We start from the raw sequence: 15266 nt of genomic DNA on the forward strand, positions 1-15266 counted from the left end.
ATTCAAGTTCCTTTCTATCATTTACGGTTGCTGCTGCTGATTCAAAAGCGCCTGAACCATCTCTGCCGATTCGCCGTACTGCTTTACGCTGTTTTTCAAAAGATCCGTAGCCTGCTGTTCGTTGAGATAAACGGTCACCTCTTCATTGGATCCGTTTGAGCGCAGGGTATAGGTCCACTGCACTTCCTGCGCGTCCGCCACAAGGGCCAGAATCAGCTCCGCGTATTGCTGCATATTCTGATCAAAAGAGTCCTTATCCGCCTCCGCGACAGTTTCGTCAAAGGTAATCGTCATACCCTTCGGCTCTTCTTCCAGCTGCAGCCTTACCGTATAGGCGGCTACATTTTTCCTCAAGTCAATGGTTTCCAGCAGCTGCGCCACGGCTGCGGAATCTTCAAGACTGTCCACTTTCGCGGCAAACAGATTCTGCGCTCTCTGTGAAATATTTGCCTGCGTGGACTGCGCTTCTTCCGTTGATGTCTCCGTTTCCGCCTCGGTGCTTTCCGATTCGGAAGCGGCAGAAGGCGGTTCCACAGTAACCTGATCCCGCTCCTGATTTCCCGTAATCAGCAGTAATAACCCGCCCAGTGCAACGGCAGTAACTGCTGCCACAATAAGGAGCATCTTAAGATTTTTGTTGATAACACTTCGCACTGATTTCATTGTACTTGTCTCCTGTAATACTATAGTTCCATAAAGGCTCTTAAAATGTTGAGCCCCACATTGCCGCTCTTTTCCGGATGGAACTGGGTTCCGTAAACGGAACCTCTGCGAACGGCGCCTGTGATTTCAATATCGTAATTTGACGATGCGATAGTATTTTCAAGACAATTCTTGCCATAGAAGCTGTGAACATAATAGACGTAATCGCCCTCTTTGATGTATTTGAAAAGAGGGTCTTCGTTTTTCAGATGAAGGCTGTTCCATCCGATATGCGGAACCTTCAGCTTTTCACCGGAAGGCCTCGCGGGGAGATCCGCCTCAATGGAAGCGATTTCACCCGGAATCAGTCCCAATCCTTTATGCTCTCCATACTCGTAGCTGGTTTCAAAAAGAAGCTGCATTCCAAGGCAAATGCCGAGAAGCGGCTTTCCCTTTTCTGTTTCCTCCAGAATCGCCTCCACAAGACCGGTTGCCCGAAGCTTGGCGATTGCGTCCTCGAAAGCGCCCACTCCCGGAAGGATAATCCGATCGGCGGTCCGGAGATCTTCTTCTTTGTTTGTAACCTTTGTTTCCGCGCCCAGAAATTTTAAAGACGCGGACAGGGAAAACAGATTTCCCACCCCATAATCAATTATTGCAATCATGTCTTACCTTTCTTTAAAGAACGCCCTTAGTCGAAGGGATTTCATCCGCGTATTCCTCACTGATGGCGGCTGCCTGAGCCAGAGCCCTTGCCAGAGCCTTGAAAACAGCTTCTATAATATGATGACTGTTTTCTCCCGCCAGCATCTTAAAATGAAGGGTCAGCCCCATCTCTCTTGTCAGCGCGGTCATAAATTCCTTTGTCAGTTCGGTGTCAAAGCTCCCTACCTTTTCTGTGGGGATCTGCACATCGAAATTAAGATACGCTCTTCCACTGATGTCCAACGCGCACAGAATCAGCGTTTCATCCATAGGAAGCATCATGCTGCCGTACCGCAGGATTCCCCGCTTGTTTCCCAGAGCTTCCCGGAACGCCTGTCCCAGAGAAATGCCGATATCTTCCGTTGTGTGGTGGTCATCTACGTGGCTATCGCCGCTGCACTTTAAAGAAAGATCAAATCGGCCGTGACGGGCAAACAGCTCCAGCATATGGTTGAGAAATCCGCATCCTGTGTCGATGTCGTAAGTCCCCCTGCCGTCGATATTCAGGGAAAGCTGAATATCCGTTTCACCGGTTTTCCTGTGAATCTGGCTTGTCCTCATCTTCTGTTCCTTTCTGTAAGCAGATCCTTTGTCACTGACAAAAGCGTCCGCATATCCTCTTCTTTTCCTATGGTGATCCGGACAAAATCCGAAACAGGCTCCTTCTCAAAGTGCCGTACCAGTATGTTCCTTTCTCTCAGTCCTGTAAAATAGTCTTTGCCGGAAAGACTGCCGCTTTTTACGAAAATAAAGTTGGCGGAAGACGGAAGCACCGTAAAACCCAGAGCCTCCAGTTCCGCGGATATCCATGTACGGGTCTCGATGATTTTTTTTCTGGTTTTCTGAAAATATTCATCGTCCCGGATCGCCGCCGCGGCTGCCTGAACGGAAAGCCGATTCAAGTTATAAGGGTTAAAGCTGAACTTGATCCGATTCAGATCCGCGATCAGCTCTTTGTTCCCCATAGCGAATCCGACTCTGGCTCCTGCCAGACTTCTGGACTTTGAAAAAGTCTGTACTATTAATAGGTTATCATATTTTCGCAAAAAAGGCACGCAACTTTTTGCGCCAAAATCAACATAAGCCTCGTCAATAATCACTAAGTTGCTCTCATTTGTTTTCAGAATATCCTCGATATCCTCTAAATTCAAGGCGATCCCGGTCGGCGCGTTCGGATTTGCCAAGATGATCGTACCGTCCAGATTTTTATATTTTTCCGGGTCAATTCGCAAATCCTCTTTTAAGGGAATCGGATTTGACTTTAAGAGGAACACATCGCTGTACACCTTGTAAAATCCGTAGCTCGGCTCCGGAAAATACACCTTGTCGCTGGGACTTTTAAACGCCATAAAGCAGAAAGCCAGGATTTCATCTGACCCGTTTCCCGCTATGACCTGTTCTTTTTCAAGTCCGTAATAGTCGGCGACCGCGTTTACCAGTTCCGCCGCTTCGGGATCCGGATAAAGCATTAGTTTGCTCACCTGTTCTTCACAAAACACCCTTCTTGCCCGCGGACTGGGCTCATATGGGTTTTCGTTGGTATTCAGTTTAATCAGACCGTCTGTTTTCGGCTGTTCTCCCGGGGTGTACGGCTCAAGTTTTTCATACTGCCTGTTTAAAAATCTGCTCATTTTACCGCCTCCCCCAGTTTGTTCATCATATCGCTGATAATCTCGTTCTGGAATTTAAAGCTGGATTTATTGGCGATAAACCGGGCGCTGATGTCTTTAAACTCCTCAATCACTTCCAGGTTATTGGCTTTCAGCGTGTTTCCCGTTTCCACAATATCCACGATCACGTCGGACAGGCCCAGAATCGGCGCCAGCTCAATGCTGCCGTTGAGTTTAATAATCTCAATGTCCCGATTTTTTTCCGAGTAGAATTTTTTAGCGATATTGACATATTTGGTGGCGATCCGCAAGGTCCGATCCGGATCTTCCACATAGCCTTTCGGCGCGGCTACCGCCATCCGGCATTTTCCGATATTCAGATCCAGCAGTTCATATACGTCCGGCCCGGATTCCAGAAGGATATCCTTTCCTACAATTCCCACATCCGCCGCGTGGTGCTCCACATAAATCGCCACGTCGCTGGGCTTTACCAATAGATAGCGGACACCTTTTTCCGGGCTTTCCAGAACCAGCTCCCGGTTCTTATCCTCATAAGCCGGACAGTCGTATCCCGCGTCCCGCAGCATAGAGTATACCTGATCGCCCAGACGCCCTTTGGGCAGCGCAATATTTAACATGTCGGTTCCTCCTTTCTCAGGGTTCCGTTTTCCAGTACATAGATATCCCGCGCCCGGACGTTCTTTGGCCGGGCCTTTTCCGCGCGCACGCTCAGTCCCTCTTCCTGCAGGCCCCTGACTGCCTTTGCCACAGAAACGATCGGTTCGCCGCATCGATACAGGACAAGCGCGTCGATATCATATTCTTCCTTTTCCTGCACAATGCGATTGACTTCATTCAGATAAAGCGCGAAGCCGATAGCTTCCGCCTTTTTCCCCAGGCGCGCCGCCGCCTGATCGTACTGGCCTCCCGCCAGAATACAGCTCCCCAGTTCTTTCACATAGCCCTTGAAAATGATCCCGTTATAATAGTCGATATCATTGACAATGGAAAGATCAAACTGGATCTTTTCGCCAATCCCCATCTCGCTTAAAGCGCTGTATATGGCTTCCAGCTCCGCGAGAGCCTTTTCCATGGCGCTGCTGAAGCAGATTTCTTTCGCGTTTTTAATGGTTTCCTCCGCGTTGCCGTAAAGATATGGCAGTTTGCACAGGCTTTCTGTCTGCAGTTTGGAAAGTTCCGCCTCTTCTGCCGCTTTTCTAAGACCGTCCGCGTTTTTATTTCGGATCAGCCCCAGCAGCCGGAGTTTGGTGTGTTCTGCCACCTGAAAGCTTTTCAGCAGTTCAACGACAAATCCCATGTGGGAAAGTTCCAGGATATAGTCCCCGCTGATGGCGTTCAGGCTTTCCGCCGCCAGAGAAATCACCTCCACAATACAGTATGGCTCCACTCTGCCGATACACTCCAGCCCCATCTGGCTGATTTCTTTAAAGGTATGGCTTTCCCGGCTCTCCCGGTAAACATTTTCCAGATAATACAGCTTTTCATTACTTTCGGAAGTGGCGTTGGTATTTTTGATGATACTCAGGGTCACGTCGGGCTTGAGGGCAAGGAGCCTTCCATCCAGATCCGTAAACGTGATCACCTTGTCGCTTCCGAGAAAGTCTTTGTTTTCCGCGTACAAGCTGTATTCTTCAAATTTACCCATTTTATATTTTTTATAGCCGTACTGCTCATAGAGACCTCTGAGCTGCAGACATGCTTTTTCATCGGGCTTCAATTTCGCCTTTTTATATTTCATAAGCCGAGTCAATCCTTTCTTTATACTTATAATATGTAACATGTCAACCGCTTTATCGAATTAAAGCATTAACTTATGCAAGTATTATAACATACTTTCGAAAATTGTCTATGGTTTTTCGAAAATTTCTTGCCAAAATCAAGCCGCGTATCACTTCCATGATCCTTTCGATTACAGGAGATTCTTCCCTTTGTATCCAGTCCATCTCCGGAAGGCATGAGGGATACAAAACTTTCCCGTTTGCGGGCTTAGAGTTTGAAAAAATCCCTGATTTTATCCGATTCTCAAAATTTCGAAGCCCGAAGCCCACAACTTTTGTATCCACCCGGTCAAATTAAGCGCTGCTGGCTACAACGACGCCTGTCTTTCTGCGTATTTTTTCGATAAAGCAAATCTATCTCTGAAACTAAAAATAGTTTCCTTGACAACCATTTTCTTGTGTGGTAATATAGTTGCCGATTCAACTATATGTACGGATACAGGAGGAAACCATGCGTCATCACATTTATATGAAATACTTCTCCATTATACACCGGTTCAGTATCATTTTCCATATTCGGAAACTCAAGGCATTTCATCTGTCCGGGCATCAGATGGGATATATTTCATGTATTTGCAATCATCCAGGAACGTCTCAGGAGCAGATGGCCTCTTATCTTGGTCTCAACAAAGGGGCTGTCGCCAAGGGAATCCGCCCGCTTCTGAAAGAAGGATATATCCGGCGGGTTCAAAACGAAAAGGACAGACGGGCTTACCGCCTCTATCCTACCGAAAAGTCCCGGGAGCTTTACGCGGCCGCGGAGGCTGCGTCGGAAGAATTTTTTCAGATTCTGACCAAGGGGATGTCGGCAGAGGAAAGTGAAATCTTTCAAAGCCTTTTATCCCGGGCGTGTGATAATGTGGTGGAAGCCGCAGGTGAAGACCGCCGGAAACTGACCCATCCGGGTCACGGCGCCGGGGAATGCGGCTGTTCTCATCCTGCGGATGTACAGGAATTCGTTGATTCTATGACTCAGAAGGGGGAAATTTGATCTTATGAAAGAAATGCTGAAGTATTACAAACCCTATATCCCGATCATTTTGCTCATTATCGCCGCCCTATTCGGACAGGCGATGTGCGAACTGGCGCTTCCCGGCTACATGTCGGATATCATCAATTTCGGGATTATAAAAAGCGATATGTCTTACATCTATAAGACCGGGGCAATCATGCTGCTGGTAGCGCTGGCAGTTGTAATCTGCACCGGACTCGCGGGGCTTTTTTCCGCGCGGGTGGCGGCCAAGTCCTCCAGAGACATTCGCAGCGCGCTGTTTCGCCGTGTAACCGCCTTTTCCGCCGCGGAACTGGAACGGTTTTCCACGGCATCTCTGATCACCCGCTCCACCAACGATGTACAGATGGTACAGCAGTCTACGGTTATGATTCTGCGGCTTGCCTGTTTCGCTCCGATCATGGGAATCGGAGCGGTCATCAAGGCCCTGCGGACCAGCGTTCCGCTTTCCTGGACCATTGCTCTGGCCGTACTGGCGATCCTGCTGATTATGGCGCTGGCCTTTTTCCTGGTAATGCCCAAATTTAAGGTGCTCCAGTCAAAACTGGACCGGATCAATCTGATTATGGGCGAGCGGCTTTCAGGCCTTCTGGTGGTCCGCGCTTTTACCATGGAGCCTTATGAGGAAGATCGTTTTGATGAAGCGAATCTGGAGCTGAAGAAGATCAACATCTTTGTCAACCGGGCTATGTCCTTTCTCATGCCCGCTCTCATGCTGGTGATGAATCTTTCCAGCATCCTCATCGTATGGGTCGGCTCCAAGCTGATCGACGCCCAGAATCTGCTGGTAGGGGATATGCTGGCATTCATGCAGTACGCCATGCAGATTATTATTTCCTTCCTCTTTATTACCATGATGTTTATTATGATTCCAAGAGCCGTTGTCTCCGGCCAGAGAATCGGCGCGGTGCTGAAAGTAGAACCGAGCATCAACGACGCCCCGGACTGTGTGGAAGCCGATAGTCCCGCGGGAAAGATCGAATTCCGCGATGTATCCTTCGCCTATCCGGACGCGGAGGAAAAGACGCTCTCCCACATCAGCTTTACCGCCAATCCCGGAGAGACTACGGCAATTATCGGCGGTACCGGAAGCGGAAAAAGCTCTCTGATCAGCCTGATTCCGCGTTTTTATGATGTAACCGAGGGAGAAATTCTCCTGGACGGAACGGATATCCGCAGGATTTCGCAAAAAAGTCTGCGCCAGGCGATCGGCTACGTCCCTCAGAAAGGGATGCTGTTTTCCGGCACCATCGCCTCCAACCTCAGGTACGCGAAAGAGGACGCTTCCTCCGCGGAGATGCGGGACGCGGCGGAAATCGCCCAGGCTATGGATTTCATCCGGGAAAAACCAGAAGGTTTTGAAGAACCGGTGGCGCAGGGCGGAACTACCGTTTCCGGCGGCCAGAAGCAGAGACTTTCCATTGCGCGGGCATTATTAAAGAATCCGAAGATTTATCTCTTTGACGACAGCTTTTCCGCGCTGGATTTCAAAACAGACGCCGCGCTGCGAAAGGCTCTGAAAGAAAAGGTAGGAAACAGTACCTTTATTATCGTCGCCCAGAGGATCAATACGATTATGGACGCGGATAAAATTATTGTACTGGATGAAGGACAGATCGCCGGTATCGGCACCCATTCCCAGCTTTTGAAGGAATGCAGCGTATACCGGGAAATTGCTTCTTCTCAGCTCAGCGAAGAAGAACTTGGTAAAGGAGGGTTGGCATAAATGGCAGACAAAGGAACACGGCAAAAAAGAAGAAGAGGGCCGGCAGGGGGTCCTCACGGCATGATGCCCGGAGAAAAAGCCAAGGATTTCGGCGGTACCATGAAAACATTGATCTCTTATCTGCGGCCCCATGGAATCGCGGTAAGCGTGGTCTTTCTTTTCGCCATCGCAAGTACGGTCTTTTCCATTGTGTCGCCGACTATTTTAGGCGACGCCACGGATGAAGTGGTAAAAGGGCTCATGTCTCCGGCAGGAATTGATTTCAGCGCGCTTCTGGATATTCTGATTCTGCTTATCGTCCTCTACGCTCTGAGTTTTCTTTTTTCCACAATTCAGGGGTATATTATGGCGGGCGTTTCCCAGAAAGTAACATATGAGCTGCGCCGCGCCATGTCCGAGAAAATGGATCGGCTGCCGCTGAAATATTTTGACAGCAAGACCCACGGTGAAATTCAGAGCCGCGTGGTAAATGACATTGAAACCGTCAACCAGACCCTTTCTCAGAGTCTGACCCAGATCATCACCAGTATTACCATGATCATCGGAATTCTTGTTATGATGATCCGTATCAATCTTCTGATGACGGTCACAGCGCTGATTGTGCTGCCTTTGTCCATGCTGGTTATCCGCCTGATTATCGGAAAGACCCAGCGCCACTTCAAGGCTCAGCAAAAGTATCTGGGCGAAGTCAACAGCCATGTGGAAGAAATGTATACGGGACATACGATTGTCAAAGCCTTTAACCGGGAGGAAGCCTCGGAGGAGGTGTTTGACGAGTACAACGAAAAGCTCTATGAATCCGCGTGGAAATCCCAGTTTCTTTCCGGCCTGATGATGCCGCTGACAAACTTCATCGGAAATCTGGCGTATGTGGCGGTCTGCATTCTGGGCGGACACCTGGCGCTGAACGGAAGCATCACCATCGGAAATATCCAGGCCTTTATCCAATATGTCCGCTCCTTTAACCAGCCGGTTTCCCAGGTGGCTAACGTGGCAAACCTGCTCCAGTCCACCGCGGCGGCCGCGGAACGGGTTTTCGAACTTTTGGATGAGGAAGAGGAGGTCTCGGATCAAAAGGCAGACGGAACTCCGGCGCTCAGCCGGGAAAATCTTCGCGGCTCTGTGGGCTTTGAGCATGTCGGCTTTGGCTATGAGGAAGAACTGATTATCAAAGACTTTAACTTCCAGGTTCAGCCCGGTCAGCGGGTAGCGATTGTCGGGCCTACCGGCGCGGGAAAAACCACGATTGTAAAGCTGCTGCTCCGCTTTTACGAACTCAACCAGGGACGGATTACCGTGGACGGAAACGACATCCGCGATTATTCCCGAAAGGAGCTGCGCGGCATGTTCGGTATGGTGCTGCAGGATACCTGGCTCTTTAACGGAACTGTCCGGGATAATATTCGCTACGGCAAAATGGACGCTACCGACGAGGAAGTTGTGGAAGCCGCCAAAGCCGCCCATATTCACCACTTTATCATGACCCAGCCCAAAGGCTATGATATGGAAATCAGCGAGGAAGCGGACAACATTTCCCAGGGCCAGAAACAGCTCCTGACCATTGCCCGCGCCATTCTCGCCGACACACCGATTATGATTCTGGATGAAGCGACCAGCTCCGTAGACACGCGGACGGAAGCGCTGATCCAGCAGGCCATGGCCAATCTGATGAAGGATCGGACCAGCTTCATCATTGCCCATCGTCTTTCTACGATTCGGGACGCGGACTGGATTCTGGTCATGAATCACGGAGATATTATCGAGCAGGGAACACACCGGCAGCTGCTTGAAGAAAACGGGTTTTACGCGAACCTGTACAACAGCCAGTTCGCGGAAGACTAGGGTCTGAGAAATTTCCCCGCTGTCCGACCGGAGCAGGGTGTAGGTAGCGAGGCACAGCGTCCAGCCCCACCATGCGTCCATCCCCACCATGGCGCGAACAAAACGCCTAAGAAGGTCCATCGGGTGCGGGAAGCGCCAACAAAAGCCTGTAGAAACTTCCCCCTAGTGCGGACAGCGCCAACAAATGCATAGATGAAAGAAGAGAAGCGCGTTTATCTGCTCGCTCTTCCTATTATCCGCACTCATCCATTTAACAATCCGCAAAATGTTCGCGCAGGCGCAGGCGCTGTTCCTACTGGCCAAACACATATAAATGAAATGCTTTCTGCTTTCCATTATGAGAGAGCAGTCCGGAAACCGGCTTGCCGGTTTCCTCTTTTTTCAACGTTTTTTCTGTCCGTAAATTTCCGACCTTATAGGGAAGTCCGTATTTGTCCAGTTTATATGTATTGAGCATCGTTTTCTCCTTTCTGCTATCCCGATTCTGGACTGAATTCCGAAGATTTATTCACAAATTCTCCCCTCGACCATCTTTGTCCGAATATGCTATACTGATTCCAGGAGGTGAAAAATGCTTATTTACAATTCTCAAATTTCCGTAAAAGAATACAATCGTATCCGTCTTGCCGTAGGCTGGAAAGAGCTGGATGAGGAACAGGCCCGGATTGGTCTTGAGAATTCCGCCTATCTGACAGTAGCCTGGGATGACAGCGAAAGCCGTGGAGAAACAAAGCCTGTCGGCATGGCCCGGGTTATCAGCGACGGCGGATATATGGCGCTGATTGTCGATGTCATGGTGCTTCCTGAATACCAGGGGAAGGGCGTCGGCCGCCGGCTGATGGAAAATATTACAGAATGGCTGAATCAGCTTACAAAAGACGGGAGATGCGTCATGGTAAACCTGATGGCAACTCCCGGTAATGAATCTTTTTATGAAAAATTTGGTTTTGTGGCACGCCCCAACGATCACATGGGTGCCGGAATGGTGCGATGGATTAACGATTAGTCTGTGATTTCCCAATGCCCGCTGAAACCGCGGCCGATATATTGAACATGATCCATTTCTTTTATATGCCGTTTTATCGTTCGAGTGCTTACCCCTAATGCAAGTGCCATTTTTTCTGTGCTTATTTTGGGGTCTTGTTGTATCAAATTTATAATCTGCAGATCCATCTCATCTTGGGTGACATCTTGGGTGACATCTTGGGTGACATCTTGGGTGACATCGTAGTTCAGGTTTGGCATTACAACCGTAAACTGATATCTGTCCGACCGAAATGACGGCTTTTTACTGTTATCGTAATTAACTTGAAATTCATATCCGCTTATAATTTTTCCAAATCCACTGCCCTTTCTCTCCATATACCCAAGTCTGTTAAACACATCCGCAAGCACAGGGTTTCTCCTTGTAGAAGGGACTGTAAGCGGATCCCTCTCCTGGATCAAAGAGCCGTCCGGCATACCACCTGGGGAATAAATTTCCATACGGTCATCATAAATGTCTATATGCACCTCGCTTCCATTCACCAGATAGTCCCGATGTGCCAGAGCATTAATCAAAGCTTCATGGTAACTCCGTTCTACATATTCTGGCATTTCTTCTCTTGAATTAGCGGTCTTTCGCCACATCATCTTCGTGTTACGTTTTATAAATGCCTCTCCGTTATCAATAAGAGAAATTACACTTCCAGAATATTCAGCATCATCCAATGCATCCACAATGCCTCCACTTTTATTCATTCCATTCCATCTTGTACAGAATATTCTTGAACAGCGGATCGGGCTCTCATCTGCTATCAGCGCGCCTGCGTTCGTTAAATACCCATTTTCATTTGCCAGCCCAAATGAAACCAGATCTTTTTCATCAAAGCTGCTTCCAGTCCATTTTTTATACCTTTCCCTGAGTTTAGAAAATGCATAATCTTCCACTTTGTAAGGTGAATCCTGTGAATCATACGATGTATTCCTTCCCCTGAGAACCAGTCTTTTCAATTCTATTGCAGTTGCTTTCACACTTTCATTTCCAATACGTACATATGCCTCTAACATGCCATCGCCTGAATAATAATACGGCGTTTCCTCTCCTTTGAAAATGTCGAGTATGATCAATACTTTTCCTTCTTCTGATTTATAAAATCTGAGTCTGAATTCCGGAATCGGATCCAGTCTGCTTTTAATGATCTCGCTTATCTTCTCTGCATCAGAATTTGGATTTTCCAATCCAATAAACTGATCTTGATCGGAAATGCCGAAAATCAAGGCGCCCCCAAGTGTATTCGCAAATGCACTTACACTTTTGCACCAGCTTTTTGCTTTCTTTGTTTCAAGCATGAGCTTTTTGTCATATTCGGTCGCTTCACCGATCAACTCATTTATATTCATAGCATCACTCACATTCTGTACTTCTGCTTTCTTTCACTTTTACTATATTTATTTTGTCTCCCTGGATGTTCTTTTAATACAATTCTCTTGCTTAAGTTTGCAGTTTTCTTTGGGGAATCTGTATCCTGTTAACGAATAAAATTCGTATATTCTTTCGCTTCGTACTCTGGAGGCTCTACTCCCGCGGCCCGTCCCGCTTCCATGTTTTTCAGGTTCCAGATGATATTCCGCGCCAGAGTGCGCATGGTCTGGAGACCTTCTTTGTCTTTCCGCACGTCTTCCGGAACTTTTCCGTGGACCTGGTTCCAGTACTGGGAGCTTACTACGTTCATATTGGAAATCGTAAAATATTTGTTCAGCCGATCAAAAGCCGCGCTGGCGCCGCCTCTTCTGCAGGAAACAACCGCCGCTGCCAGCTTTTCCAGGACTTCGTTTACCTGATCCCCGAAGGCGCATCTGCCTGTACCCGCGCAGCTGCCGCAGGCAATACAGCCTGCCACCGGCTTTGTTCCCAGATAGACGAATTCCGAATCCACGCCGCCGGCGGCAAGAGTATCCGCGACTTCTTTGAGAGCCGTATAGGTGCATCCATGCTCATGGGGGCTTCCATTAATCAGCAATATTTTACTCATCTACACTTCCTCCTTAAAATTTATCCGCAAAAGCTTCCGCCTGCCGGCATCCGTCCGTTTTCTCGATATCTCCGGCATTCAGAACGCCCGGGATTTCCACCGATCCGACCATTTCCCACTTAAGCAGAGCGGCGGATTTTTCAATCGGCATACGCACGCCCTCGAATACCGATAAATCCTTTTCTTCGCAGCAGGCAATCACGCCGCACTTTTTACCGGCAATCTCCTGACCGGAAGCGTAAAGAGAATACAGCTTGTCGATCACGCATTTAATCTGCGCCGGAATCGAGTACCAATAGACCGGCATAGTAAACACGACCGCCTCCGCCTCCAGAATTTCCGGGGCAATTACGTTGAATCCATCGCCAAAGGCGCAGGCTTTTCCTGTTTTAAAGCAGGCTTCGCAGGCATGGCAGCCGCCGACATGCATCATTGCCGCGTCAAAACGGGAAACGGTGTATCCCTTCTTTTCCGCGGCCCGGATAAAGGCGTCTGTCATAGCGAAGCTATTTCCGTTCTTACGAGGGCTTCCTGTGATTACAACCATCTTTTTACTCATCTTCAACCTCCTCAATCTATATTTTTTAATTTCCTTGTTTTTTATACGCGAACCAGCCGCTCATTCCCACAAAAACGGCTCCGCCGATCATATTTCCCAGGGTCACCGGCAGCAGGTTCCTCAAAAGGAAATTCCCGACTGTCAGAACAGACGCGTCCAGTCCCCGAAGGGAGACAAACGCGTCATTAGCAGACGCCATAATACCTGCCGGAATAAAATACATGTTGGCCACACTATGTTCAAATCCGGACAGCACAAACAGACCGATGCAGAAAAAGATCGCCAGGATTTTCCCTGTCGCGTCCTTTGCCGCCGCGGCCATCCAGACGGCCAGACAGACCAGCCAGTTGCACAAAATTCCCAGGACAAGCGCTCTGCCAAAGGGCAGGCTGACCTTTGATATGGCGGTCTTTACCGTCATCGCGCCCAAAAGCCCGTCCCCGGACTCCCACAACCCGGAATAACCGATCATTGCGGCAATCAGCAGCGATCCCGCGAAATTTCCTATGTACACGATAACCCAGTTCCGGAGAAGCTGAGAAGCTGTAATTTTTTTGTCCAACAGCCCTGTAACCATCAGGCAGTTTCCTGTAAAAAGCTCGGCCCCGCAGAAGGTAACCATCATAAGTCCTACAGGAAAGACAACCGCGGAAGCAAGCTTTGCCAGTCCGTAAGTCTCCGGATCATCCGCGAAATGAAAAGACGCGACGGCAGACGCCTGAGAGCCCAGGGCAATGTAGGCTCCCGCGAGAACCGCCAGTAAAAATAGTTTTCCGGCCCTTGCCGTTCCTTTTTCAACGCTGGATTGCTCGATAATCTCTAAAACTTCGTTTGCTTTTCTCATTTTTCCATTAATCTCTTGTAATAACTTTCTGCTGTATATAATGCCGCTGCCGGATTGTGCCCCAATACCCGATCTTTGGTGACGACTGTAGTCGTCAGAGCCTCTGAATACTTGTAAAACAGACTGTCGTGCCCCACGCAAAGGCCGACCACCAGATTCAGATCTGTTTTCGCCTCATTGAGAAGCTTTGCCTGCAGGATCGGATTGCACATATATTTCCCAATCTCTTCGCACTTCGCATCGATCCCTACTTCTGTTTTGGGAATGGAGCCTACCTTGCAGGCTGCCCCGTAAACTTCGAATCCATGGCTTCGCAGAATTTTCGCAAGGGTTCGGGATTCCCGCAAAAGCCCTACACACGTGGCAATTCCCAACTTCTTCGCGCCGATCTTTTCGGCGAACATCATAATCTCTTCCACTCGGCATTTTTTCAGATATCCTTCACACTCCACTTCCGCCGCCGCGCACATGGCCTTGTGATTTTCTTCTTCTCCATAAAGTTCCAGTACTTCCACCACCTGGTCCTCTGTCAGATCCGTGGTCAGACAGAAATCCGGATACATACTGTTTCGAAACTCGCAGTTGCGAACCATACAGTCTACGCAGGATAAGGTTTCTTTACTCATGTTGTTTGTCTCCCTTCTGATTCTATCCTATTTTACAAGCAGCCCGCTCACCAGCACAAAATAACGGGGCATGGTTCCCTCTTTCATCCATTCCAGCTCAATTCCCATCAGGCGGCTGATGGTCAGCCCCACATTGCCTCCCAGGGATTCAATGGAATAGCGCATTTTGTCGGGAAACCGGCAAGGTTGACCTTCCGTTCTCTTACAGATCCCGCCGCACCAGGTGCAGCAGCCCGCGGAGAGGCTGACGCTTCCAGGAAACTCCTGTTCTTTTTCATAGAGTTCACGAGAGAGCCGGGCTTTCACGTCACCCAAAGCGGTTCTCGTAATTTCCTCAATTTTTTCCTGTGGAAAGGACTTCCCCGCGTACTCTTTATCAAACTGGATTTTCTCGGCGATCAGATACAGCGTATTATATTCGCGCCAGTAATCCAGCGGATCAAATTCATAGGGCGGGCAGGACCAGAGCTTTCCATAATTGGGGCATGCCCTGCAGCTTTCCAGAAATGTTTCCACGTCCACATAGCGCTCCAGATACTCTTTTACGGGAATTTGCGCCTGATATCTTTGTGTTTTGTACATAGCCTTCTCCTTTCTGCGTCAAAGGGAAAAGTCTCTTTCTCCATTATACCCCGCGCAAACGAAAAAGCAAACCGCAGGTACAATAGCTCGCTTGGGGATATCGGGACAGAAACAGCAGATCCGGTTCCTGAAATTGTATCCTATGCCTTTCAAAATGGCTTTGTGGATACAAAACTTTCCGGTTTGCGGGAACGCTTTCTGGAAAAATCTCCGATTTCGGCCCAATTGTGAGAGAAGAGGCTTTACAAACCTATAACTTTTGTATCCATCTATCCATTTTCGACCATGGAGGATACAAACAGAAG

General features: G+C 48.7%; 17 protein-coding genes. 4 read left to right on the top strand and 13 right to left on the bottom strand.

Going from position 1 to position 15266, the window contains the following annotated elements; translation table 11 throughout:
* Nucleotides 1–21: 21 nt before the first annotated feature.
* From H9L42_RS09850 to H9L42_RS09875, 6 genes are read right to left on the bottom strand one after another with little or no spacing between them, the layout of a single operon-like run.
* Nucleotides 22–663 carry a DUF4825 domain-containing protein gene (locus H9L42_RS09850; protein WP_187303239.1) on the bottom strand — a complete coding sequence of 214 codons (642 nt, stop codon included), beginning with the start codon at nt 661–663 and terminating at the stop codon, nt 22–24.
* A gap of 20 nt (nt 664–683) precedes the next feature.
* Nucleotides 684–1307, bottom strand: coding sequence for an imidazole glycerol phosphate synthase subunit HisH (gene hisH / locus H9L42_RS09855; protein ID WP_187303240.1), 624 nt, complete (start codon nt 1305–1307; stop codon nt 684–686).
* Nucleotides 1308–1320: 13 nt separating this feature from the next.
* A complete protein-coding gene (gene hisB / locus H9L42_RS09860; protein ID WP_187303241.1) occupies nt 1321–1908 on the bottom strand; it encodes an imidazoleglycerol-phosphate dehydratase HisB in 588 nt (195 codons plus the stop codon).
* Nucleotides 1905–2978 carry a histidinol-phosphate transaminase gene (gene hisC / locus H9L42_RS09865; RefSeq protein WP_187303242.1) on the bottom strand — a complete coding sequence of 358 codons (1074 nt, stop codon included), beginning with the start codon at nt 2976–2978 and terminating at the stop codon, nt 1905–1907. Before hisC ends, hisB begins: the two co-directional genes overlap by 4 nt.
* The gene (gene hisG, locus H9L42_RS09870) at nt 2975–3595 is read right to left on the bottom strand and encodes an ATP phosphoribosyltransferase (RefSeq protein WP_187303243.1); all 621 of its coding nucleotides are present in this window, start codon (nt 3593–3595) and stop codon (nt 2975–2977) included. Before hisG ends, hisC begins: the two co-directional genes overlap by 4 nt.
* Nucleotides 3589–4716: an ATP phosphoribosyltransferase regulatory subunit gene (locus tag H9L42_RS09875; protein WP_187303244.1), complete on the bottom strand. Its 1128-nt coding sequence runs from the start codon at nt 4714–4716 to the stop codon at nt 3589–3591. The genes hisG and H9L42_RS09875 overlap by 7 nt, the downstream gene beginning before the upstream one ends.
* Nucleotides 4717–5207: 491 nt before the next feature.
* Here H9L42_RS09875 and H9L42_RS09880 point away from each other — a divergent pair, with 491 nt between their 5' ends.
* The 3 genes from H9L42_RS09880 to H9L42_RS09890 are packed head-to-tail and all read left to right on the top strand — an operon-like array spanning nt 5208 to nt 9336.
* Entirely contained in the window at nt 5208–5747 is a 540-nt protein-coding gene (locus H9L42_RS09880) for a MarR family winged helix-turn-helix transcriptional regulator (protein WP_187303245.1), read from the top strand.
* 4 nt (nt 5748–5751) lie between these two features.
* Nucleotides 5752–7494 (top strand): ABC transporter ATP-binding protein, encoded by a 1743-nt coding sequence (locus tag H9L42_RS09885; protein ID WP_187303246.1) that lies wholly within the window; start codon nt 5752–5754, stop codon nt 7492–7494.
* Nucleotides 7495–9336, top strand: coding sequence for an ABC transporter ATP-binding protein (locus H9L42_RS09890; RefSeq protein WP_187303247.1), 1842 nt, complete (start codon nt 7495–7497; stop codon nt 9334–9336).
* A 292-nt stretch (nt 9337–9628) separates the two neighbouring features.
* Here the strand turns inward: H9L42_RS09890 and H9L42_RS09895 are convergent, their stop codons facing one another.
* Nucleotides 9629–9793: a hypothetical protein gene (locus tag H9L42_RS09895; protein ID WP_187303248.1), complete on the bottom strand. Its 165-nt coding sequence runs from the start codon at nt 9791–9793 to the stop codon at nt 9629–9631.
* 114 nt (nt 9794–9907) lie between these two features.
* Here H9L42_RS09895 and H9L42_RS09900 point away from each other — a divergent pair, with 114 nt between their 5' ends.
* Nucleotides 9908–10342, top strand: a complete 435-nt coding sequence (locus tag H9L42_RS09900) for a GNAT family N-acetyltransferase (RefSeq protein WP_187303249.1) — start codon at nt 9908–9910, stop codon at nt 10340–10342.
* Here H9L42_RS09900 and H9L42_RS09905 read toward each other — a convergent pair.
* The 6 genes from H9L42_RS09905 to H9L42_RS09930 form a co-directional block, all read right to left on the bottom strand.
* Nucleotides 10339–11730 (bottom strand): ATP-binding protein, encoded by a 1392-nt coding sequence (locus H9L42_RS09905; RefSeq protein ID WP_346726308.1) that lies wholly within the window; start codon nt 11728–11730, stop codon nt 10339–10341. The genes H9L42_RS09900 and H9L42_RS09905 overlap by 4 nt on opposite strands.
* 116 nt (nt 11731–11846) lie before the next feature.
* Entirely contained in the window at nt 11847–12350 is a 504-nt protein-coding gene (locus H9L42_RS09910; protein WP_187303250.1) for a flavodoxin family protein, read from the bottom strand.
* 13 nt (nt 12351–12363) lie between these two features.
* Nucleotides 12364–12909, bottom strand: coding sequence for a flavodoxin family protein (locus H9L42_RS09915; RefSeq protein WP_187303251.1), 546 nt, complete (start codon nt 12907–12909; stop codon nt 12364–12366).
* 25 nt (nt 12910–12934) lie between these two features.
* Nucleotides 12935–13753, bottom strand: a complete 819-nt coding sequence (locus tag H9L42_RS09920) for a formate/nitrite transporter family protein (RefSeq protein ID WP_187303252.1) — start codon at nt 13751–13753, stop codon at nt 12935–12937.
* Nucleotides 13750–14379: a DUF1847 domain-containing protein gene (locus H9L42_RS09925; RefSeq protein WP_187303253.1), complete on the bottom strand. Its 630-nt coding sequence runs from the start codon at nt 14377–14379 to the stop codon at nt 13750–13752. The genes H9L42_RS09920 and H9L42_RS09925 overlap by 4 nt, the downstream gene beginning before the upstream one ends.
* Before the next feature lie 27 nt (nt 14380–14406).
* Nucleotides 14407–14961 carry a DUF2284 domain-containing protein gene (locus H9L42_RS09930; RefSeq protein WP_187303254.1) on the bottom strand — a complete coding sequence of 185 codons (555 nt, stop codon included), beginning with the start codon at nt 14959–14961 and terminating at the stop codon, nt 14407–14409.
* Nucleotides 14962–15266 lie beyond the last annotated feature (305 nt).

It is taken from the genome of Zhenpiania hominis (genome assembly GCF_014333425.1).
GTDB lineage: Bacteria > Bacillota > Clostridia > Peptostreptococcales > Anaerovoracaceae > Hominibacterium > Hominibacterium hominis.